At 67.5% G+C, this 20,743-nt stretch carries 14 protein-coding genes; 6 read left to right on the top strand and 8 right to left on the bottom strand.

Features of this window, described 5'->3' with window-relative positions; translation table 11 throughout:
* Positions 1–19: 19 nt before the first annotated feature.
* Both ACIBO2_RS58480 and ACIBO2_RS58475 read right to left on the bottom strand, forming a co-directional pair.
* Positions 20–553, bottom strand: a complete 534-nt coding sequence (locus tag ACIBO2_RS58480) for a DUF1707 domain-containing protein (protein WP_358549128.1) — start codon at positions 551–553, stop codon at positions 20–22.
* A 3-nt stretch (positions 554–556) separates the two neighbouring features.
* Positions 557–1,282, bottom strand: a complete 726-nt coding sequence (locus ACIBO2_RS58475; RefSeq protein ID WP_357642510.1) for a PadR family transcriptional regulator — start codon at positions 1,280–1,282, stop codon at positions 557–559.
* Positions 1,283–1,656: 374 nt separating this feature from the next.
* On the opposite strand from ACIBO2_RS58475, the gene ACIBO2_RS58470 reads away from it, so the two are divergent.
* Entirely contained in the window at positions 1,657–2,385 is a 729-nt protein-coding gene (locus ACIBO2_RS58470) for a metal-dependent hydrolase (protein WP_358549126.1), read from the top strand.
* 146 nt (positions 2,386–2,531) lie between these two features.
* On the top strand, positions 2,532–5,279 hold the full coding sequence (gene acnA, locus ACIBO2_RS58465; protein WP_358549123.1) for an aconitate hydratase AcnA: 2,748 nt from the start codon (positions 2,532–2,534) through the stop codon (positions 5,277–5,279).
* 427 nt (positions 5,280–5,706) lie between these two features.
* Here acnA and ACIBO2_RS58460 read toward each other — a convergent pair whose 3' ends face one another.
* Positions 5,707–6,543: an ABC transporter permease gene (locus tag ACIBO2_RS58460; protein WP_397305330.1), complete on the bottom strand. Its 837-nt coding sequence runs from the start codon at positions 6,541–6,543 to the stop codon at positions 5,707–5,709.
* Positions 6,544–6,658: 115 nt separating this feature from the next.
* A complete protein-coding gene (locus tag ACIBO2_RS58455; protein WP_397305329.1) occupies positions 6,659–7,582 on the bottom strand; it encodes an ATP-binding cassette domain-containing protein in 924 nt (307 codons plus the stop codon).
* Positions 7,583–7,652: 70 nt separating this feature from the next.
* On the opposite strand from ACIBO2_RS58455, the gene ACIBO2_RS58450 reads away from it, so the two are divergent.
* Positions 7,653–8,288: a TetR/AcrR family transcriptional regulator C-terminal domain-containing protein gene (locus ACIBO2_RS58450; RefSeq protein WP_358549115.1), complete on the top strand. Its 636-nt coding sequence runs from the start codon at positions 7,653–7,655 to the stop codon at positions 8,286–8,288.
* A gap of 86 nt (positions 8,289–8,374) precedes the next feature.
* On the opposite strand, the gene ACIBO2_RS58445 is transcribed toward ACIBO2_RS58450, so the two are convergent.
* Entirely contained in the window at positions 8,375–8,704 is a 330-nt protein-coding gene (locus ACIBO2_RS58445) for a type II toxin-antitoxin system PemK/MazF family toxin (RefSeq protein WP_358438458.1), read from the bottom strand.
* Positions 8,670–9,005 (bottom strand): hypothetical protein, encoded by a 336-nt coding sequence (locus tag ACIBO2_RS58440; RefSeq protein WP_358549113.1) that lies wholly within the window; start codon positions 9,003–9,005, stop codon positions 8,670–8,672. The genes ACIBO2_RS58445 and ACIBO2_RS58440 overlap by 35 nt, the downstream gene beginning before the upstream one ends.
* 136 nt (positions 9,006–9,141) lie before the next feature.
* Between ACIBO2_RS58440 and ACIBO2_RS58435 the strand changes: the two genes are divergently transcribed.
* From ACIBO2_RS58435 to ACIBO2_RS58425, 3 genes are all read left to right on the top strand, one after another.
* Positions 9,142–9,831, top strand: a complete 690-nt coding sequence (locus ACIBO2_RS58435; protein WP_358549110.1) for a sulfite exporter TauE/SafE family protein — start codon at positions 9,142–9,144, stop codon at positions 9,829–9,831.
* Positions 9,832–10,001: 170 nt separating this feature from the next.
* Positions 10,002–10,520 carry a SigE family RNA polymerase sigma factor gene (locus ACIBO2_RS58430; RefSeq protein WP_358549107.1) on the top strand — a complete coding sequence of 173 codons (519 nt, stop codon included), beginning with the start codon at positions 10,002–10,004 and terminating at the stop codon, positions 10,518–10,520.
* Positions 10,517–11,638, top strand: coding sequence for a hypothetical protein (locus tag ACIBO2_RS58425; protein WP_358549105.1), 1,122 nt, complete (start codon positions 10,517–10,519; stop codon positions 11,636–11,638). The genes ACIBO2_RS58430 and ACIBO2_RS58425 overlap by 4 nt, the downstream gene beginning before the upstream one ends.
* A 158-nt stretch (positions 11,639–11,796) precedes the next feature.
* Here the strand turns inward: ACIBO2_RS58425 and ACIBO2_RS58420 are convergent, their stop codons facing one another.
* Both ACIBO2_RS58420 and ACIBO2_RS58415 read right to left on the bottom strand, forming a co-directional pair.
* On the bottom strand, positions 11,797–13,140 hold the full coding sequence (locus ACIBO2_RS58420; protein ID WP_397305328.1) for a WD40 repeat domain-containing protein: 1,344 nt from the start codon (positions 13,138–13,140) through the stop codon (positions 11,797–11,799).
* A 7-nt stretch (positions 13,141–13,147) separates the two neighbouring features.
* Positions 13,148–20,731, bottom strand: a complete 7,584-nt coding sequence (locus ACIBO2_RS58415) for an RHS repeat-associated core domain-containing protein (protein WP_397305327.1) — start codon at positions 20,729–20,731, stop codon at positions 13,148–13,150.
* Positions 20,732–20,743 lie beyond the last annotated feature (12 nt).

The following is a 20,743-nucleotide window of genomic DNA, read 5'->3' as shown; positions in this document are numbered from 1 at the left end:
TTAAAAGGGGATAAGGGGGTCAGCGGCGGTGCGAGTGCCGGTGGATCATCTTGAAGACCATGGCTCCGATGAACACGAAGAACAGCACCTTCGCGATGCCGAACCCCCCGAACACGAACCCCACCATCAGCAACACGAACAAGATCGGCAGGAACGGCCCCGGCCCATGGTGCGGCCGTCCCCAGCCATGGCGCATGTCGCGCCGCTCGTGACGCGTCGACTGCATCTGGTGCCGGTGCGCCTTCATCGCCGCCCGCCAGGCGTCCTTGTCGAACGCCTGGGGAGGCAGGCCCTGCGGGTCGCGGTAGTCGTACTGCCGCCGCTGTCCCGGGAGGTCAGCGGTGATCTGCGCGAGGTCTCGCGCGGTGCGTGCCCCGAGCGTCCGGTCGAGGCGCTGGTCCAGCTCCTCGCGGTCGAGGCGGCCCTGCGCGAAGTGCTCGCGCAGGTCGGCCATCGTCTGTTCGCGCTCGGCGTCGCCGATGCGGAGATCGTTGGGGTCCATGGCTGGTTCCTCGCTCTCCCCGTACCGGCCTTCCAGGGTGGCGCCGGTCATGCGTTACTCCTCACCCGGGTCGCCGTCGGCCAGAATCTGGTAGAGCTTGCGCCGGGTCTCTACAAGAGTCTTACGCGCTTCGCGGATTTGTGCGTCACTCCCGGTCTGCAAAACCTGCATCATCGCGAATGCCGACTGGCGCGCGATGTCCCACAGGTCCGCGGTGTTGTCGTCGATGTCGGGGCGCATCTCGTCCCACGGGGCGCGGATCTCGTCGGCGTGCGCCTCGATGTAGGCGAGCCCGGTCTCGGTGAGGCGGAAGGTCTTGCGGCCCTCGTTCTCCTCAGCGACGACCAGCCCCTCGTCGGTGAGCTGCTGAAGTGCCGGGTAGACGGCGCCGGGGCTGGGCTTCCAGCCGCCTTCGCTGCGCTCGGCGATCTCCTGGATGATCTGGTAGCCGTTGCGCGGCTCCTCGGACAGGAGCGCCAGGATCGCGGCGCGTACGTCGCCCCGCTTGGCCTTCCGGCCACCCCGGCCGCCCCAGCCGCCCCGGTGTCCGAACGGGCCCGGTCCGCCGGGACCCCATCCCCAGGGGCCGCGCCCGAACTCGGGCGGGAATCCGCGCCGGCCGCGTTGCCGCTCCTCGTGCGGACCGCCGCCGCGGTGGTGGTGATGGTGGTGCCCGCCCTGTTCCCACGCCTCGGCCACGGCCTTGAGCGCTTCACGGGCGGCACGCTTGAACTCGCGGGGCTCGGGCCACGGCCGTCCTGCTGCTTGTGCGGAAGTCATGTCAAACTCTCCTTCTTGTGAACGCTTGTGAATGTTCTCGATGCTTCAAAGATATATCGCCAATATGTCGTTCGCAAGCGGATGGGCAGAGTGAGACAGATCACGAAAAAGTTGCGGATTACGGGAACAGGAGACGGGAGGGCGTCGTTGTTCAGAGCAGACGAGGTCGTTCCGCGTCGGCAGGGCTGGGGGGTGCTGTCGCCGCGGAGACGACCTCGTCTGCGTTTCCGGACAGTTCCCGGGATTGGCCCGGATGGGCCCCGATGGCCGGCGATGGTCTGCGGCCGGCAAAGTCCGTAGCGCCGAGGTGAGGGTGATGGCGCCCCAGGCGGGTCTCCGCGCGTAAAGAACGGCTTTGCCGTACAGTTTCGATCATGATGGGGCATTCGCATGCGATGACCGGGGCCATCGCTTGGCTAGGACTCGCACCCGGGCTCGCCGCGCTCCCGATGCTGACCGAGTCCTCCAGGTTCATCGAGACCGGGATCATGGCGAACGCCCTCACCCCGGCCGAGTTCATCGCCGGCGCCATCATCTGCGCCGGGGCGGCCATGCTGCCCGACCTCGACCATCCGAGCGCGACGATCGCGCAGACGTTCGGGCCGGTCACCTGGGTGCTGAGCAAGGCCGTCAACTGGCTGAGCGGCGGACATCGGGGGGCGACGCATTCGCTGGTGTTCGCGGTGGTGCTCGGGTTCGCGGCGCACTGGCTGGCCAACACCTATCCGATCGGCCGCGACATCATGGTCGTGCTGCTCATCGGGCTGGCGCTGCGCGCGATCGGCATCGGCATCCCGGGCAACAAGCTCGGCTCGGCGATGATCAACGTCGGCCTGACCGCCGGGCTCTACGCCGTCTTCCTGTCGCAGGGGGTCGGCTACGCGTGGCTGGGCATGGCCGTGGCCATCGGCTGCCTGGTGCACGTCGTCGGCGACTGCATGACCGAGCGGGGCTGTCCGGTGCTGTGGCCGGTGTCGGTCCGGTTCGTGCTGCCGTGGAAGATCGGGATCAAGACCGGGAAGACGTTCGAGCAGAAGATCCTGGCTCCCGTGCTGTCCATCGCCATCATCGGCCTGCTGTTCTGGCGGCTGGCGCCGGTTTAACTTGATGTCGAGATACTTTTAGAGATATCTTGACATCAAGACATCCGCCGCGCGGCCCTGCGGGTTAGGTTCACCTAACGTTCTTACTGCTCCCGGGGTGCGGCAGGATTCAACTGAGCAAATGTCTATGGAGGAGGCGAATCATCGTGTCCGCGAACAGCTTCGGCAGCCGTGACACGCTACGCGTAGGCGACGCGTCTTACGAGATTTTCCGGCTGGACGCCGTCGAAGGCGCAGCCCGCCTCCCGTTCAGCCTGAAGATCCTGCTGGAGAACCTCCTCCGCACCGAGGACGGCGCGAACATCACCGCCGACCACATCCGCGCGCTGGGCGGCTGGGATCCCAAGGCGGCGCCGAGTGTGGAGATCCAGTTCACCCCGGCCCGCGTCATCATGCAGGACTTCACCGGCGTGCCGTGCGTGGTCGACCTGGCCACCATGCGTGAGGCCGTACGCGACCTGGGCGGCGACCCGGCCCGGATCAACCCGCTGGCCCCCGCCGAGATGGTCATCGACCACTCGGTCATCGTCGACTACTTCGGTCACCCCGACGCCTTCCAGCGCAACGTCGAGCGCGAATACGAGCGCAACCACGAGCGCTACCAGTTCCTGCGCTGGGGCCAGACCGCGTTCGACGAGTTCAAGGTCGTCCCGCCCGGCACCGGCATCGTCCACCAGGTCAACATCGAGCACCTGGCTCGCGTGGTCATGATCCGCGACGGCAAGGCCTACCCCGACACCTGCGTCGGCACCGACTCGCACACCACGATGGAGAACGGCATCGGCGTCCTCGGCTGGGGCGTCGGCGGCATCGAGGCCGAGGCCGCGATGCTCGGCCAGCCGATCTCCATGCTGATCCCGCGCGTGGTCGGCTTCAAGCTCAACGGCAAGCTGCCCGCCGGCGCCACGGCCACCGACCTGGTGCTGACGGTGACCGAGATCCTGCGCAAGCACGGTGTGGTCGGCAAGTTCGTCGAGTTCTACGGCGACGGCGTCTCGTCCGTGCCGCTGGCCGACCGGGCCACGATCGGCAACATGAGCCCCGAGTTCGGCTCCACCTGCGCGATCTTCCCGATCGACGGCCAGACGGTCGACTACCTGCGCCTGACCGGCCGTTCCGAGGAGCAGATCGCGCTCGTCGAGGCCTACGCGAAGACCCAGGGCCTCTGGCTCGACCCGTCGGCGCCCGAGCCGGTCTTCTCCGAGTACATCGAGCTCGACCTCGGCACCGTCGTCCCGTCCATCGCCGGCCCGAAGCGCCCGCAGGACCGCATCGCCCTGTCGGCCGCCAAGGACACCTGGCGCCGCGACGTACGCAACTACGTCACCGACTTCGACGGCGACGGCGTCGACGAGGCCGTGGAAGAGAGCTTCCCCGCCTCCGACGCGCCCGCCTCCAACGCCCGCGCCAACGGCAGCCGCCCGCACAAGACGGTCTCGGTGACGCTCGAGGACGGCACCTCGTTCGAGATCGACCACGGCATCGTGTCCATCGCCGCGATCACCTCGTGCACCAACACCTCCAACCCGTACGTCATGCTCGGCGCGGCCCTGCTCGCCCGCAACGCCGTGGAGAAGGGCCTGACCCGCAAGCCGTGGGTCAAGACCTCCCTGGCTCCCGGCTCGCAGGTCGTCACCGGCTACTTCGAGCGTTCGGGGCTCCAGCCGTACCTCGACAAGATCGGCTTCAACCTCGTCGGCTACGGCTGCACCACCTGCATCGGCAACTCCGGGCCGCTGCTCCCGGAGATCTCCGACGCGATCCAGGCCAACGACCTCGCCGTCACCGCCGTGCTGTCGGGCAACCGCAACTTCGAGGGCCGGATCAACCCCGACGTCAAGATGAACTACCTGGCCTCGCCGCCGCTCGTGGTGGCGTACGCGCTGGCCGGGACCATGGACCTCGACCTCGACACCGAGCCGCTGGGCATCGGCGCCGACGGCACGGCGGTCTTCCTGCGCGACATCTGGCCGTCGCCCGAGGAGATCACGGCCGTGGTCAACTCCTCGATCGGGCGCGACATGTTCGAGCGGGACTACGCCGACGTGTTCAAGGGCGACGAGCACTGGACGTCGCTGCCGATCCCCACGGGCAACACCTTCGAGTGGGACCCTTCCTCCACGTACGTGCGCAAGGCTCCTTACTTCGAGGGCATGCCCTCGACTCCTGACCCCGTTACCGACATTTCCGGCGCCCGCGTGCTGGTGAAGGTCGGCGACTCGGTCACCACCGACCACATCTCGCCCGCCGGCTCCATCAAGGTCGGCACGCCCGCCGCCCAATACCTGCAGTCGCACGAGGTCGCGGTCAAGGACTTCAACTCCTACGGCTCACGGCGCGGCAACCACGAGGTCATGATCCGGGGCACGTTCGCCAACATCCGCCTGCGCAACCAGATCGCGCCCGGCACCGAGGGCGGCTACACCCGCGACTTCACCCAGGACGAGGGGCCGGTGTCGTTCATCTACGACGCCTCGGTCAACTACGCCTCGGCCGGGACGCCGCTGGTGGTGCTCGCGGGCAAGGAGTACGGCTCGGGCTCGTCGCGCGACTGGGCGGCCAAGGGCACGGCGCTCCTGGGCGTCCGCGCCGTCATCGCGGAGTCGTACGAGCGCATCCACCGCTCCAACCTGATCGGGATGGGCGTGCTGCCGCTGCAGTACCCGGAGGGCGTCTCGGCCGACTCGCTGGGGCTGACCGGCGAGGAGACGTTCGACATCACCGGGGTGGAGGAGCTCAACAAGGGCGGCATCCCGGCGACCGTGCACGTCAAGGCGGGCGAGGTGGAGTTCGACGCGGTGGTCCGCATCGACACGCCCGGCGAGGCCGACTACTACCGGCACGGGGGCATCATGCAGTACGTCCTGCGCTCCCTCCTCGCCAAGTCCTCCTAAGTCCTCCCGCGCCGCCGCCTCGGCCACCAGCTGAGCGGAGGCCACCGGGATCCCGCGCCGCACTTCCCGCGGCCGGGCGGGCGCGACCTCACGCGCCCACATCGGGGGTGAACCACCCGACCACGAAGCGCCGCCCGGCACCACACCGCCGGGCGGCGCTTTGCTGCCTTCTCGCAGACATCTGCTCTCGCGCCGGCCGCCGTCCGTGGCCGGGCCCCGTTCGGGGGCGCGCTCCTCCGTACCTGCTTTACGGCCGCTCTTTACGGGCGCTCTTTACAGGCACTTCCCTTTTACGGCAGGCACGGTGGGCCCCACCCGCTGTCCGTGGCCGGGCCCCGTCCAGGGGCACGCTCCTGCGGTTCATGGGGCTGGGCGCCGTGACGTGCGTGTTCTTGGCCGCCTGCTTCGGCTCACGTCACCCGGTGGATCAGCGGGATATGCGGCGGTAGGCGCGGACGGCCAACGGTATGAAGACGACGATGAGCGCCCCGGACCACAGCAGGCTCGCCGCGATCGGGTGCTGGAGCGGCCAGGCGGTGGAGTGCGACGTCGGGTTGCCGAAGAGCAGGCGGGCGGCGGCGACCACGGCGCTCATCGGGTTCCAGTCGGCGATCGGCTTGATCCAGGCGGGAAGCCCCTCCGTCGGGACGAACGTGTTGGCCAGGAACGTCATCGGGAACAGCCATCCGAACGTCGCCGCGTCGGCCTGGGCGCCACTCTTGACGAACAGCCCGATGTAGGTCCCCACCCAGATCATCGCGAAGCCGAACAGGGCCAGCAGGCCGAACGCCGCCGCCGTCTGCCCGAAGGTGCCGTGCGCCCGCCACCCCGCCAGCAGCATCGCCGCCACCACCATCGAGGCCAGCGACAGCAGGTGCATGGACAGGTCGGCGACGCTGCGGCCGATGAGCACGGCGCCGCGGGCGATCGGCTGGGCGCGGAACCGGTCGATGATGCCGCGCTCCATGTCCTCGCCGACCGCCGTGGCCGCGGCGGCCGCGGTCATCGCCATGACCTGCATGAAGATGCCAGGCATCAGGTAACTGCGGTAATCGCCCCCACCGGGGAGGGTGATCGCGCTGCCGAAGACATAGCCAAACAGGATGGTCATGACAACGGGGAACACCAGGTATCCCGCTATTTCCCCTGGCTGCGCCATCAGCCTGAAGTAGGTGCGGCGCGCGATGGTCAGGGAGTCGGAGATCGTCCAGCGGAGGCGCTCGCTGAGCGTCGTCGGTGGAGCGGGTACGTGGACAAGGGTCATGTGGAGTCACCTCGTGAGAATCGGCCGGAACATGCCGGAAGGGCGGGTCGGGCGGCGGTCAGGGTGGTGGTCGGGCGGCCTGGTCGGGCGGCGGTCGGCGACTGTGGGCCGGTGGCTACGTGGTGGTCAGGTGGAGGAAGACCTCGTCCAGGGTGGGGCGGCGGAGGGACAGGTCTTCGACCGGGATCATGGCCGTGTCCAGCGCGCCGGCGATGCGGATGAGCGACTGCGCCCCCTGTTCGACCGCCACCGTCACCCGCCGCTCGTCCACGATCTCCACCTGCCGTTCATCGGCCGCGCGCCGTACCAGGTCGAGGGCTTGGGGGAGGTCGGCGGCCGCGCGGAGGACGACCTGCACCCGGTCGCCGCCGATCTGCCGCTTCAGCTCCGCGGGTGAGCCGGAGGCGGCGACCCGCCCCTGGTCCAGCAGGACGATCTGGTCGGCGAGACGGTCGGCCTCATCCAGGTATTGAGTGGTGAGCAGCAGCGTGGTCCCTTCGGCGACCAGGTCGCGCAGCAGCTCCCACAGTCCGAGGCGGCTACGCGGGTCGAGGCCGGTCGTGGGCTCGTCCATGAACAGCACGGGCGGCGCGACGATCAGGCTGGCGGCCACGTCGAGGCGGCGGCGCATTCCCCCCGAGTACGTCTTGACCCGCCGGTTCGCGGCGTCGGTCAGGTCGAACCGCTCGAGCAGTTCGTCGGCCCGCCGCCGGGCCGCCGTCTTGGGCAGGTGGTACAGGCTGCCGAACATCTCCAGGTTGCGCCGCCCGGTGAGCAACTCGTCGACCGCCGCGTGCTGCCCGGCGAGCCCGAACATGAAGCGCAGCCGCGCCGCGTCCCGCACCACGTCCAGCCCGGCCACCTCCGCGTGACCGGAGTCGGAGCGGAGGAGCGTGGTGAGGATGCGTACGGCGGTGGTCTTGCCCGCCCCGTTGGGCCCGAGGAGCCCGCAGACCGTGCCCGCCGGCACGGACAGATCGATGCCCGCCAACGCGTCCTTGGACCGGTAACTCTTCCGGAGCCCTTCCGTGTGGATCACGACGAACCTCCTTAACGCCGTTAAATCTAACGCTGTTAAGGATGCATTGAACGTTGTTAAACTGTCAACCGTGGCACTCGAAAAAGGCACCATCGTGGCGACGGGGCTGCGCTTGCTCGACGAGGTAGGCCTCGACGGCCTCACCTTGCGGCGGCTGGCGGCGGAGCTCGGCGTGCAGGCTCCGGCGCTCTACTGGCATTTCAAGAACAAGCAGCAGTTGCTCGACGCGATGGCGGTGGCCATGGAGGCGCCGCATGTGACGCGGCCGGTGTTCACGGATCCGTCGCAGTGGCGGGAGTGGGTGGCCGACTACGCCCGGGGCAGCCGGTCGATACTCAACTCCCACCGCGACGGGGCCAGGCTGGCGGCCGGGACTCGGTCGTCGCCCGAGATGTTCGCGATGGTGGAGCGGGCGGTGGAGGCGCTGGAACTGGCGGGCTTCACGGTGGCGGACGCGGCGCGGGGGTTGTTCGCGGTGAGCAACTACGTGGCCGGGTTCGTGCTGGAGGAGCAGGCCGATCGGACGCGGCCGGACACGGACGAGTCAGGGCCCGACATGGCGGAGTTTCAGGCACGCTACCCCCGGATCATGGCTGCCCTGCTGGAGGAGGGCGACCCGCAGGGCGACAGCTCGTTCGAGGCGGGGCTGGCCCTCATCCTGGACGGCATGCGGCTGCGGCTGTCCAACGGGAGCACCGCCGATTGAGGCGGGCCGGCGACGGCCGATCGGCGAGTCTGGCACGATGAGGGTGCCACCCGGCGAAATTCCGCTTCGCCGGATGGCACTAATCGTCAGACGATGTCCGCGATCCAGTCGGTCACTTCACGCACGATCTCGTCGGGAGCGATCCCGACTCTCCTGGTGAATCGCTGGGGAGACACGCTCCGCACGTGCTCGACCATGGCCCAGCTGGGTTTGTCGAGCCCCGTGCCTTCGCGGCTGACCGGGATGTGGTTGTCCCATCCGCGCTCGGTCGTTGTCAGGGGGACAATGATCTTTACTGCGGCCGCGGCATTGAAGTTGTCGTTGCTCACGACGAGCACGGGGCGACGGTAGCCCTGCTCTCGTCCGGTTGGCTCGCCCAGTTCAGCGAGCCAGATTTCGCCTTGGATCACCCTCATCTCTCTCCTCGGGAAATGTGATGAGCCCCTCCCACTCGGGTGCGATGCGGAGGGAGCTTGATGGTGGGCCTTGGACCAGCTCGGACTCGGCGAGATAGTCGGCCCAGGCTCGGGGGTCCTCCTTCCTCGTGCGTTCCATCTGGTCCGCGACATGTTGCCAGCGGTGCTTCTTCTCCAACTCCCGAATGGCCTGGTCGATGATCGCGGTCATGGGTTCACCCGCCTTTCTTGCAAGTGCGGCGATTCTGTCCCGGGTCTTGACGCTGACGCGTATCGTCGTCGCTTTTTGTTTCACGGTCATACTCCGGAGGCTACGTCTGCGTCGGGAAGAAACCTACACCCTTGCCGTAACGCATGCCGCTCGAACGGCAACACAGAGTAATGATGATTGACTCTCCTCCGTGACTCAGATGGCATTAGTGCTGATTGTTGGCGGTTTGGCGGTCTTCGTTGGAGCGGTTGTCCAGGGCAGCGTGGGGTTCGGGCTGGGGCTGGTGGCCGCGCCGGTGCTCACCATGCTCGACCACTCCCTGATGCCCACCGCCATTCAGGTGGTCAACGTCACGTTGCCGCTGTTCACGCTGGCCGCGGAGTGGCGGAAGGTGGACTGGCGCGGGGTGGTTTTCGCGGTGCTGGGGCGACTGCCCGGTGCGGCCATCGGTGGCGTCGTCCTGGTCTACATATCCGTCTACATACGAGGCGTCTTCGTGGGGGTCATGGTGCTCATCGCGGTGGGGCTCACGGCGTGGGCGGTCAGCGTGCCGCGCAACGACGCCACCATCGCGGGGGCCGGGTTCTTCTCGGGCATCACCGGCACCGCGACCGGCGTCGGGGGGCCGCCGATCGCGCTGGTCTACCAGCACGCCAAGGGGCCGCAGATCCGGGCGACGCTGGCGATGGTCTTCTTCCTGGGCGCCGCGCAGTCGCTGGCCGTCCTGGGCTTCGTGGGGGAGTTCTCCGGCCGGGCGGCCGCCACCGGGGCCGTGCTGATCGTGCCGATGGTGCTCGGGTTCCTGGCGTCGGGGCCGCTGCGGCGCTACCTGGACGGCGGGAAGGTACGGACCGCGGTGCTGGTGGTCGCCGCCATCTCGGCCGCCGCCCTCATCGCCCAGAGCCTGGCCGCCTGACCCAGGCCGCCCAACTCAGTCCGTCTGCCTCAAAGCCCCGAGCCGCCGAGCCCAAAGCGCTTGGGTTCCTGAGAGCCCGAAGCTCCGAATGTGCTCCTGTGATTGAGGAGGTGAGCGGTACAACCTTTCGTCACGCAAGTCGCGTTGGCAACGGGGGAGAGGAGATCACATTGGACCGTCACGACGGCTTCCGTGAGTTCGTGCTCGCCCGCCAGCAAGCCCTGATGCGGACCGCGTACCTGCTCACGGGAGACCCGCACCTGGCCGAGGACCTGCTGCAGAGCGTCCTGATCAATGTCGTGGGCCACTGGTCCAAGCTGGTCAAGGGCGGCAACCCGGAGGCGTACACCCGCAAGGCCATGGTCAACCAGTACATCTCCTGGAGGCGCAGATTACGTCCCGAGGTGCCGAGCGGTGATCCGCCCGAGCGGGGCGCGTACTCCGATGGAGCCGTGCTCGACCGGATCGTGTTGCGTCAGGCGCTGGCCAAGCTGGGGCGCAGGCAGCGGGCCGTGATCGTGCTGCGTTTCTGGGAGGACCTGACCGAGGCGCAGACGGCCGAGGTGCTGGGCTGCGCGGTCGGCACCGTCAAGAGCCAGACCCATCACGCGCTGGCCCGCCTGCGCGAGGTCGCGCCGGAACTGGTGCATCTGCTGGATGATCCCGAGGTCGTGGAGGTGGCACGATGACGAGACTGCGCGAGGCGTTGGGGGACATCGCCGAGGAGGCTCCGCTGGTGAGCCTCGCCGACGTGGCCATCGCGGGCCACCGGCGCAGGCGGTGGACCGTGCTGACGGCATCCGCCGTGGCGGTGCTGTGCATGACGGCGGCGGTGGCAGTGGTGGTGGCGGGGGTGCCGTGGCCGCGCACCGCCCAGACGGCCACGCAGCAGGGCCAAGAGGCCGTACCCGACCTGCCCCCGGGCAACGTGGGGGCGATCAGCCGCGCGTATATGACATCCTGCAAGGTGGTCGAGCGTGGGGCTGACTGCGCCGCGGTCGAGTGGCGGGTGGTCACCCGGGCCGGCAGGACCTACCGCGTGCCGGAGGCGCTCGCCGAGACCGCCAAGGGCGAGCGGGTGCCCGTCGCGATCAGCCGGGACGGCCGCTTGCTCGCCTACTACAGCCGCGACGCCCAGGCGCACGTGGTGCGCGACCTGGTGGGCGGCACCGAGGCGACGTCGCCGGTCACCATCAAGGAGGAGCGGATCGGCGTGGGTTCCATGCTCGTGCTCTCCGACGACGGCCGGTACATCGCCTTCGATCCGCGCGAGGGCAGCAAGTATCCCGGCATGCTGATCGACGTGCGCACCGGCAGGACGACGCACATCAACGGCAAGTACGAGCCGGTCAGCGTCAAGGGCGGCGTCGCCGAACTGGTCCGCTATCGCAAGACCGACCTGTGGCTCATGCCCGTCACGGGGGGCGGCAAGCCGGTTCGCTTCAACGGCGTGTTCATCATGTTCAGCGAAGTAGCGCCCGACGGTCGTACGGTGGCCGCCGTCGAGTTCCCGAAGGTCGGCAAGGGCGAGTTCCCGAGGCACGAAGAGCGCATGCTGACCCTGCTCGACGCCAAGACCGGCAAGACCCTGCGCAAGGTGCCCGTCCGCGGCCTGCCGGACGACCGCGGCGGCGTCGCCGGCACCACGATCTGGCAGAGCGGATCCGAGGTCACGCTCCTGTACGGGGGCAAGGAAGGCGGGCGTTCGTACGCGGTCGACGTCAACACCGGGCGGGTTCGGCTCCTGGACCGTCAATCGGACAGGGCCATGAACTCGACCTACCCCGGGGCGGCCGCGAACGGCTGACCAACGCCCAAGAGGCGCCAAAGAGACGCTCCAGACGTCCGGATAGCCGCTCAAAGAGACGCCGTGCCGGCCGGCACGGCGTTTTTTGTCTGTCCAGACGCATGCGTGCCCCGAAGGCACACCACGGTCTCCAACAGTCTCAGCGCGGTTCAGTCGGCTCACAGCGCCGACGAGCATGGATTGTGGTTGCCTGGATCACCAAGCTCATCCGGCCAGCCTTCGCCGCCGGTGATCTTCGCCCAGGTCTCGGGGGTGACTCGAATGGCGCGAAAAGCGGAGTCAGCACAGATGTCCTGCAGAGGATCGCCACTGATCCCGCTGATGTCCCACGAAATCACACCCCACGCAGGCGCAGCGATCACGGCCACCCCGCCATCGGCACTCAACGCCACGGAGTCCACCGTGCGTGACGGCCCCGGAAGATCGACCAGCAGAACCGGGTGAAGCCGGTCCTGCAACTTCCACAGGGTGATCTTTCCGGTGTCCTCGACCGTGAGAGCCCTGCTCCCGTCGGACGTCAGCGCAACGTCGTTCACCATGCTGGTAACCCCCGGCAACGTCGCCACCTGTTGCGGCTTGGCTGGATTGCCTACATCCCATACCTGGGTACCCGTTACCGCCGTACGTCCATCGGCGCTCAGCGCACCGGCGCCCCAGTGCGTCCCCGGCCGCGTCAGGACTCCCGCCTGGGTCGGATGAGTCGGGTCGGTCAGGTCCCAGACGATTGCCTTCTCATCGCTGACGGTCAATGCCGTGTGCCCATCGGCGCTCATCCCCGTTGCGGACACCGCTGACGCATGTGGCGTCGGCGTGGGCCGCCGGATCGCAGGCGAGGCGTCGGTCGCGTCCCAGAAGACGATGCCGCCATTGTCGAAGCCCGCCAGGACCGTCTTACCGTCCGACGACACCGCCACTTCGCTCACGGCGGCGACGTCATCACCCGTGAAGATCTTGTTCGGGCGGGAGTGCCCGGTCACCTCCCAGGTACTCACCGAACCGTCGTGGCCGCCGATGAGGGCCGTCCGGCCATCGGGAGTGAGCGCCACGGCGGACGCGTCAAGCTGATCCTTCAGTGTGTTCGACGGGATTGCTTGCAGGTTGTGCTCCGGGAGGCCCCGTGGTGAGAGGTTCCACAGGACCACGCCTTGGTGCGCATCCGCCGATAGCGCGATCCGTCCGTCGGCGCTCAGCGCGACTTTCCGTACGTCGCTCGCGCCTGGGAGAATGCCCTGACGCCCGGAGATCAGCGTATCCGTCAATGCGGAACGCGTGCCGGCATCGGCGTGCAGCTTGACCGCGGCCGCGCCCAGGAGGGCCGCGGAAAGGTCATCGACATTCCGCAGCCTTACTCCCTGCAGGGCCAGTTGCCTGGCGGTGGCGATCCTGGCGGTCTCACGCTGGTCAATGACCACCCAGGCGAGCGAGGCCAGGATGACGCCCAGCACAAGGATCAGGCCAAGACGTAACCACGGCCCGCCGCGATCAGCACGTTGATTTGTCATTCCGGCGCTATCTGTAAGTAGTCGGGGCGGGGCCCAGGTCCATCGACTGTAGGATCGGGAAGTTGGTCACGTCAAACGTAAGAGTGACCCATTCACCTGGGTTGCTCTTGCGCAGCTGGTCCCACTTCTTGTTCTCCCAGCCGACGCCATGATCGATCGCGATCTTCTCCATGATGCCCAACCCCTTACAGATGTCGCCGACCGCGCCCTTGTACTGTCCGACCACAGGAATCTTATCGACGCCCGGGAAAGCGGTGACCACGTCAACGGCCCCGCAGACGGTGTTTACCAGGCCCGGCTCCTTGTCCCGCAGCACCTTCTTCATCCATACCTGTGTGGGGGAATAGCTCTGGTAGCAGTGTTCCTCGTACTTGTGCTTGGGATTCTTGAGGCAGGTCTCGATCGGCTTGTCATCACACCCGAGCCGCTTCGGGTGGAGAATGCACTCGTTCACGTTGGCGTGCAGCTTCGCGCATCCTTGGTACTTTCCGGTCTGCACAATGCATTCGAGGTGGATGATCCCCGCTCCGAAGCACGTCTGCGGATCGCCTCCTCGGACATGGCAATTGGTTACGCTGTTGGCCACATCGGTACATACGGAGTCTGCCTTGTCGTATCCCGTCCGTCCCGATGGCGCCCAGCCGTCGTAGGCGCACACCGAATAGGCCTCACGCGCAGCCTCGCATCCTGGTGCCGTGCCCCGGTCCATTCTGCAGCGCTCATATGCCGCGGTCGCTCCCGGGCAGACGTCGTTCGAGCCGTCCTCGGCCTTGGTGTACAGGTTGCGGCATGTCACGTATTCGGCGTTCCCTTCGATGCAGATGGAACGCCGTGTGCCCGCAGTCTTGCACTTATCATAAACCGCATCGGCGCCATCGCATCTGTTGCCATTGTGCCGATATTTATCACAAACCGTGTGGACGGCTTCCTTCTCACACTGCTGCGTCGTCTTCTTCGTCCCGAACACACACTTCTCGAAGCCCTTCTGGGCCGCGCTGCAGGCGGTGGATCCGTTCTCGTAACCGAAGCCGTTGTTGCAATCCTTCTTGAAAGAGTTTATCTCCTTCGACGCCTCGCAACCCTTCTTGCTGAGATTCTTCTTGCATTTGTCGTACTGAGCCTTCGTCGGCTTCGGCTTCGGCTTCTTGGTCGTCTTCGGCTTGGCCTTGTGGCCGTCGGGGTCGGTGAGGGTCAGAGGATTGTCGTTGGCGTAGGTGTAGCGGTTGAGCTGGACGGAGGGGTCCCCGCTCTCGGCGAGGGTGTCGCGGCTGACGAAGCTGCCGGTGGAGGGCTGGTACCAGCGGGCGGCCATGTTGATCTTGCCGGTGCTCGGGTCGGTGTAGCCGCCCTGGTAGCCGAGGGTATGGGTGGCCCCGGTGCGAGTGACGACCTCGCCGAAGGGGTTGTAGGCGACCGAGTCGATCAGTGAGGCGCCGGTGGCGGTGAAGGCCCCGATGAGGTCGCCGCGCAGATCGCAGAAGGCGAGCTGGGCGCCGCCACCGTCCGACAGGCCGAGGGTGCGGCCGAGGGCGTCCCGGCCGAACATCGCGGTCTTGGTGCCGGTGGCCGTGTCGGTGACGGTGACCAGGTTGTTGCTGGTGCCATCGTAGGTCATGCGCTGGGTCTTGCCGCTCTGCGTGCGGGTCTCGACCCTGTCGAGGGCGTCGTAGTCGTACTGCACGCCGTCGTCGTAGACGAGGCGGTCGAAGGCGTCGGACTTGACGATGCGGACCATGCCGCCACCTTCTTCGGCGATGGTGCCGCGGGCGGTGTAGGTATAGGTCCGTCCGTCACCGGAAGTGAGGCGGTTGCGTTCGTCGTAGGTGAAGGTCTTCTCGCCGGCCTTGATGCGGTTGCCCGCGGCGTCCCAGCCATAGTCGGTCTTGGCCCCGTCCGGTCCGGTCCAGGAGGAGAGCCGGTTGGCCCAGTCGTAGGTGTAGGTGTTCTTTCCGGCTCCGGCGGTTCCGGCCGTGGTCTTGGACGTCATGTTGTCGTCCAGGTCGTAGCCGTACTCGATGGAGGCGATTGACGCGGCGGCCGACGTGGTCAGCGTGTCCTTGGTGAGCCGGTTCAGGTCGTCGTAGCTGTAGGTGCGGCGCGCACTGTTCGCGCCGTAGGTCATGCCGGTCAGGCGATTGGCCTTGTCGTAGGTGTAGTCGATGGTGGTGGCGGAGACGGGGTCCACCGATTGGGTGAGCCGGTCGCCGTTGTCCCAGGTGAAAGTGGAGGTGCCGGTGCCGTCGGTGCGCTGCACGAGCCTGTTGTCGGCGTCGTAGGCGTAGACGTTGAGGTCACCGGCGACGGCGCTGCTGGACTTGAGCAGTTGGCCGCGGTCGTTGAAGGTGAAGGTCAGATCGTCCGCGGTGATCATCTGCCCGGCCTGGTCATAGCCGAACGTCTTGGTCTTGGTCGCGACCTCTGCGCCGGCGCCGGTCTGCTTGATGAGCCGGTTCAGTTCATCGAAAGTGCGCTCGACCCGTACCCCGCCGGGGGCCACGCTGACAGTCGCGTTGCCGCCCGCGTCGTAGGTGAGGGCCCAGGTGCGGTCCTTCAGATCGGGGTGCTGGGCGGTGGCCGGCTCGGTGACCGTTTCCACCAGCCCGAGGCTGTTGTAGGCAGTGAAGGTGGAGTGACCGCGCCCGTCAGTGACGCGGGTCTGCGCGCCGGTGGCGTCGTAGCCGAAGCCGGTGGTGATCTGCTCGGTCGCGGAGACCGGCTCGACCAGCTGGGTCAGGCGGTTGGCCGCGTCGAAGGATCGGGTGACGGTGTGCCCCTCACCCGAGGTGCTGCTGATCGAGTTGCCTGCCAGGTCGTAGCCGGTCTTCCGGGTACGCAGCACCGTGCCGTTGGCGTCCAGTTCGCGGGTTTCCGTCTCACGGCCGGCCAGGTCGTAAAGGGCCTGGGAGGTGAGCCCGAGTGCGTTGGTGGTCGTGGTGGGCCGTCCGGCCAGGTCGTAGCCGAAGGTGGTGGCGTTGTCGAGCGCGTCGGTGTGTTTGATCAACGCACCGGTCGCGTCGTAGGCGCGGAGAGAGGAGTCACCGGTGGGCCGGGTGCTCTTGGTCAGGCGCCCCGCGTCATCGTATTCCTGGTTGGTCACGTAGATGCCCGGTGTCGGCTTGCGCTCGATGGTGGACAGCGTGATCTGCCGCCCGAGGTCGTCGTAGGTGGCCTCGGACCGTGCCCCGTTCGGGTCTACGGTCCATAACGATTCACCGAGGAGGTCATAACCGAACGTCCACGTCCCCGCCGCGGCTCCGTTCGCGGGCGGATCAGTGATCTTCACCTTGTGGCCCAGCACGTCGTAGAGGGCAGTCGTGATCTGGCCCCGGGGATCGGTCGCCTTGATCATCTGACCGGCCGCGTCATATTCCGCGGTTGCGGTCGGGGTGATCGGCTGTCCGCCGGACGGGGTGTAGGCCGGGAGGGCCTGCATGGTCACGCGCCCGGCCCGGTCGTAACTCACCGTACTGGTGCGGCCTGCGGGATCGACCTGGTGGGTGCGTTCGCCGAAGCTGTCGTAGCCCAGCTTGGAGGTGGGTCGTTCAGTGACGGCGGCGCCGCCATTGCGTTCCACCTGGACGGCGGGGAGCTGCAGCCGCACCGGCAGCCTGGCCGCGTTGTAGGTCACACTGGTGGTGAAGTCGGCCGCGTTGGCGCCCGTGGCGTTGCCACGCGGGTCGGTCATCGCGGTCACCAGTCCCCGATCGTCCACTGTCAGCGTGGTGATCAGGTCGTCGCCGTCGTTGTGGACAGTCTGCCGGATCGGCTGGTCCAGCACGTCGTACTCATATTCGGAGACCTCGCTCCGGCTGGTACCCGCGCCGGTACGTGTCGCCTTGATCGCGTTGTTGTTCGCGTCATAGACGAAGCTGATCTTGCGCGCCAGCGTCTGTGGGTCCACCACCTGCGAGGTGGGACGCCCGGCCGCGTCGTAGGCGACATCGGTGCGCAACGTGCCGCCATCAGTAGTCTGCCGGGTCACCTGTGCGGCCGCATCGTACACCCGAGATTCCAGCACGACGTCCCGGCCGGTGGCAGAGCCGTTCAGCTTGGCGCCCTTGGCGATCTCCTCGAAGGGCAGGTTGTCGGCGTAGTAGGTGTAAGCGGTGGTGCGCCCCATCGCGTCGGTCTCGGACGCGAGCCGGCCCGCCGGGTCGTAGGCGGCCGACTTCACCACCACGTCAGTGGCCGGCTGCGGGGAGAGAGGGCTGCCCGTCCACCCCTTCAACACCGTGGTGGCAAGCTCGCCGCGCGGCGTGTAGGTGTAAGCCAGCGTGGCACCGCGTGTGTCAGTGGACGTGACCTTCAAGCCCTTGGCGTCGTAGCCGAACCTCGTGACCCCGCCTTCGGCGTCGGTGACCGTCTCCTGCCGGCCGTAGGCATCGTAGGTGTAGGTCGTCGTCCGGGCCGCGTCGCCGCCCGTCAGGTCCGCGTTGGTCTCGGTCAGCAGCAGCTCGTCGGCGTCGTAGGTGGCCGAGTACTTCAGCGTGTGGGTCTTGCCGTCGACGTCGTTCTTGACCTCGGGGCTGGTCTTGGACAGCAGCTTGCCCAGACCGTCGTACGTGGTTGTGGTGGTCACTCCTTCGGGGTACGCCTTGGAGATCTCGGTGGTCGAGATCATCCGGCCGAGCGCGTCGTAGGTGTTCTTCCTCACCAGCCCGGACGGTAGCGTCTCGCTGGCCAGGTCACCGGCGGCGCTGTAGGCGTAGACGGTCTCGTTGCCCTTGAAGTCCTTGTCCGACTTCACCAGTCCCGCCGGCATGGTCCCGCCGCCGACCGCGGGCTCGCTACCGTCGGTGTACGTCTTGCTCGTGCTGCGCCCGGCCGGGAAGTCTTCCGTGGCCGGAGTGATGGTCTTGATCTCGTCACCGAACTGGTTGTACGCCCACGAGGTCATGTAGGTCTCATCGCTTGCCGAGGCCGATCGGCCGTCGCGCTGGCCGATCTTCGAGTCGTTGCGCGGGTCGAACGGCTTGTCGATGTCGAGGAAGTAGTTGTAGTACTCCGTCGAGCAGTTCGCGCCGGCCGTCCGGCAGGTCTTCCTCGACAGCTGGTTCCCACGGGAGTTGTAGGTCGCCTCGGTTACGTTGCCATTCGGGTCGAACACCTTGGCCGGATATCCGCCTACGTCGTAGGCCCACTTCGTGGTCGCGCCGACCTGGTCGGTCACCGAGACCTGCCGGTAGCCACGCTGCGCGTCGGCGACATAGGTGACGACGCCGTTGTGCGGGTCGGTCACCGACACGGTGGCGAAGGTGGAGATGGTGGTCTGCTTGGCGTACACCGGGTCCGAAAGCTTCCACGTGCCGCCATTGGCGTCGGTGTGCGTCACCAACCGGCCACCATCGGCGTTGTAGACGTTGACCGCCCACGCTCGCCCTGACGGCTTGGTCACCTTGGTCAGCTGCGGCTGCGGCTTCCCCGCTGCGAAGTGCCGCCGTACGGCCGTCTCGCCCAACGGCTTGCCGTAAATCGCGACCTCGTCGATGTCGCCGTTGAACGGGAATAGCGCGGTGCTGGTCGTGGTGGACGGCCAGGCCGTGGAGGCGTACCCGGAGCCGATCCGGGCCTCCACCATGTCACCGTGCTGGATCTCCCCGGCCAGCGTGCCCGCCGCGGCACCGTCCAGGTACAGCGTCTGGGTGTGCTCGGCGGGGGCCGTGCTCGAGGCGGGTTTGGTCTCCACCGACGACAGCACCACATGGTGCCAGGCTCCGTCGTTCACGACGCCGGTCGAGGTGATCGGGGTGTGCGCGACAGTGGACTGGCCGGTGAAGAACTGGCCGCGCAGCTTGCCGTCGGTGCCGACGTACATCGCCGGGATGAACTCCGACGGCGTGCTGTCACCCGAGCTCTGCATCCCGATGACCGTGCCGGACGCGGTGGTCCTGAACCACGCCTCCACGGCCAGGTCGCCGCCCTGACCGCTGATCGCGTTGCGCGGCAGTTGCACGAAGGTCGAGGTCGTCGCTCCCTTGAAACGCATCGCGGTGTCCGGCGATCCGGCCAGTGCGCCCGGCACCTGGGCGCCGAGGTCGGCCGGGGTGGAGCCGTTCAGCTTGGCCTGCTCCTCGGTGATGTTCCAGCCCGCCGCGCTCGCGACGGTGGTGCCCGTACGGGTCTCGCTCTCGTTCAGCCGGTAGTAGTACTCCGGCCCCGAATCGGTGACCACGCTCTTGTACCGGGAGGCCGTGCCGTACCCGTAGGTCGTGCAGGCCGTCGCCGAGGTCGGCGGGCACATCTTGACCAGTTGATCGCCCTCATAGGTGTAGGTCCAGGTCAGCGGGTTGCCGTCCACCGGGTCGGTGGACACGCTCGCCACGTGGGCGCCTGCCCAGGTGAACGTCAGCGACCTGCCGCCCGGTGCGGTCACCTTGGTCAACTTGCCGCCACCGTCACGGCTCAGCTCCTGCGCCCGCCCCCGATGGTCGGTGATCTTGGTGAGGCGGCCGGACGCGTCGAACCAGTAGGAAGTGGCCGACTTGTCCATCAACCGCCAGCCGCCCGCCTGCTCGGCGGCCATCGTCGCGAACGTCCCCGACGGCGGCGCGTACGAGCCGTTGGCCGTCGGAGCGAAGCGCAGCTGCTCCCCGCTGGGATAGGTCACCAGCAGACTTTCGGTGGGCTCCACCTCGATTCGCATGTCCCATCGGGTCGTCCAGCCGGAGCCGAACATGCCGTCGGTGCGCGGGTCAAGGCTGTTGTACGTACGGCTGACCGACAGCGGCGGCCCCACCGTTGCCACCGAAGCGTCCGTCACCTCGTGCGCGTAGTTGCCGGAAACGTGGTTGAACTCGCGGTCCTGCGTGCCACCGGCCAGCAACCCGTTGATGTTCGCCTGCTCCGGTACCAAAGTGAAGGTCCGCCAGGAGGATGTGACCGTGGTGTAGGTGGTGGCGGCCTTCGCCATCCACGAGTACGTCTCGCCCCACTTCAACCGCTCGTCGACGACCTGCCAGGCACCCGCCGTGGTCCAGTCCTCGGTCTCGGCCGCGGAGTCCTTGCACCAGCGCCAGTTCGGTGCGCTGCCCGCGCAGATCTGGAACCAGTACTTGACCTCGCCCTTGTTGAAGGGCCGCGCGTTCGCCGACAACACCGGCGTCAACGAGCCCACCTGGCTGTTGTTCGCCGGGGAGAACGACTCGAACGGCAGCGCCGCCACGGTCGCGTACACCCAGTCCGACCAGGGACCCGACACTCCCGAGGTGGTCGTGGCCCGTGCCCGCCAGCGGATGTGCCAGCCGTCGGTCAGCTTGTCAGCCGGTACGGCCGCCCAGGCGTTGGTGCCGGAGGCATACTCCTTGTCCGAGGAGCCCGACCAGATCAGGCCAGTGCCCTCGTCACCGGTGGCCGGGTCGTGCTCCACCTCGACATTGAGCTTGCTGGGCCGGTTTTCTGGATCGGTCACCTTGGCGTACATCCATGGCGTCAGCGACTCCGCGGTCCACGACGTCGTGCCGCGAATCGCCGGGTTCATCCCCAGGCCGTCGATGCTGGGCTTGCGGAGGTCCACCACGGCGTTCTGCCAGGGGGACCATGTGCCTTCCGCGCCGGCGGTGGTGATGCCGCGTACTCGCCAGCGGATCTTCATGCCGTCTGTCAG

Origin of the sequence: Nonomuraea sp. NPDC050022 (genome assembly GCF_044460705.1) — a bacterium.
Taxonomy (GTDB): domain Bacteria; phylum Actinomycetota; class Actinomycetes; order Streptosporangiales; family Streptosporangiaceae; genus Nonomuraea.
Note: the sequence above shows the minus strand (reverse complement) of the source record. Positions and strands in the feature narration are given on the sequence as shown.

Bases quoted from the DNA above. Each gene is read 5' to 3' on its own strand.
- ACIBO2_RS58475 (WP_357642510.1), bottom strand. From the start codon at position 1,282: ATGACTTCCGCACAAGCAGCAGGACGGCCGTGGCCCGAGCCCCGCGAG.
- ACIBO2_RS58480 (WP_358549128.1), bottom strand. From the start codon at position 553: ATGACCGGCGCCACCCTGGAAGGCCGGTACGGGGAGAGCGAGGAACCA.
- ACIBO2_RS58415 (WP_397305327.1), bottom strand. From the start codon at position 20,731: ATGAAGATCCGCTGGCGAGTACGCGGCATCACCACCGCCGGCGCGGAA.
- ACIBO2_RS58445 (WP_358438458.1), bottom strand. From the start codon at position 8,704: ATGAGGGTGATCCAAGGCGAAATCTGGCTCGCTGAACTGGGCGAGCCA.
- ACIBO2_RS58460 (WP_397305330.1), bottom strand. From the start codon at position 6,543: ATGACCCTTGTCCACGTACCCGCTCCACCGACGACGCTCAGCGAGCGC.
- ACIBO2_RS58420 (WP_397305328.1), bottom strand. From the start codon at position 13,140: ATGACAAATCAACGTGCTGATCGCGGCGGGCCGTGGTTACGTCTTGGC.
- ACIBO2_RS58425 (WP_358549105.1), top strand. From the start codon at position 10,517: ATGACGAGACTGCGCGAGGCGTTGGGGGACATCGCCGAGGAGGCTCCG.
- ACIBO2_RS58470 (WP_358549126.1), top strand. From the start codon at position 1,657: ATGATGGGGCATTCGCATGCGATGACCGGGGCCATCGCTTGGCTAGGA.
- ACIBO2_RS58440 (WP_358549113.1), bottom strand. From the start codon at position 9,005: ATGACCGTGAAACAAAAAGCGACGACGATACGCGTCAGCGTCAAGACC.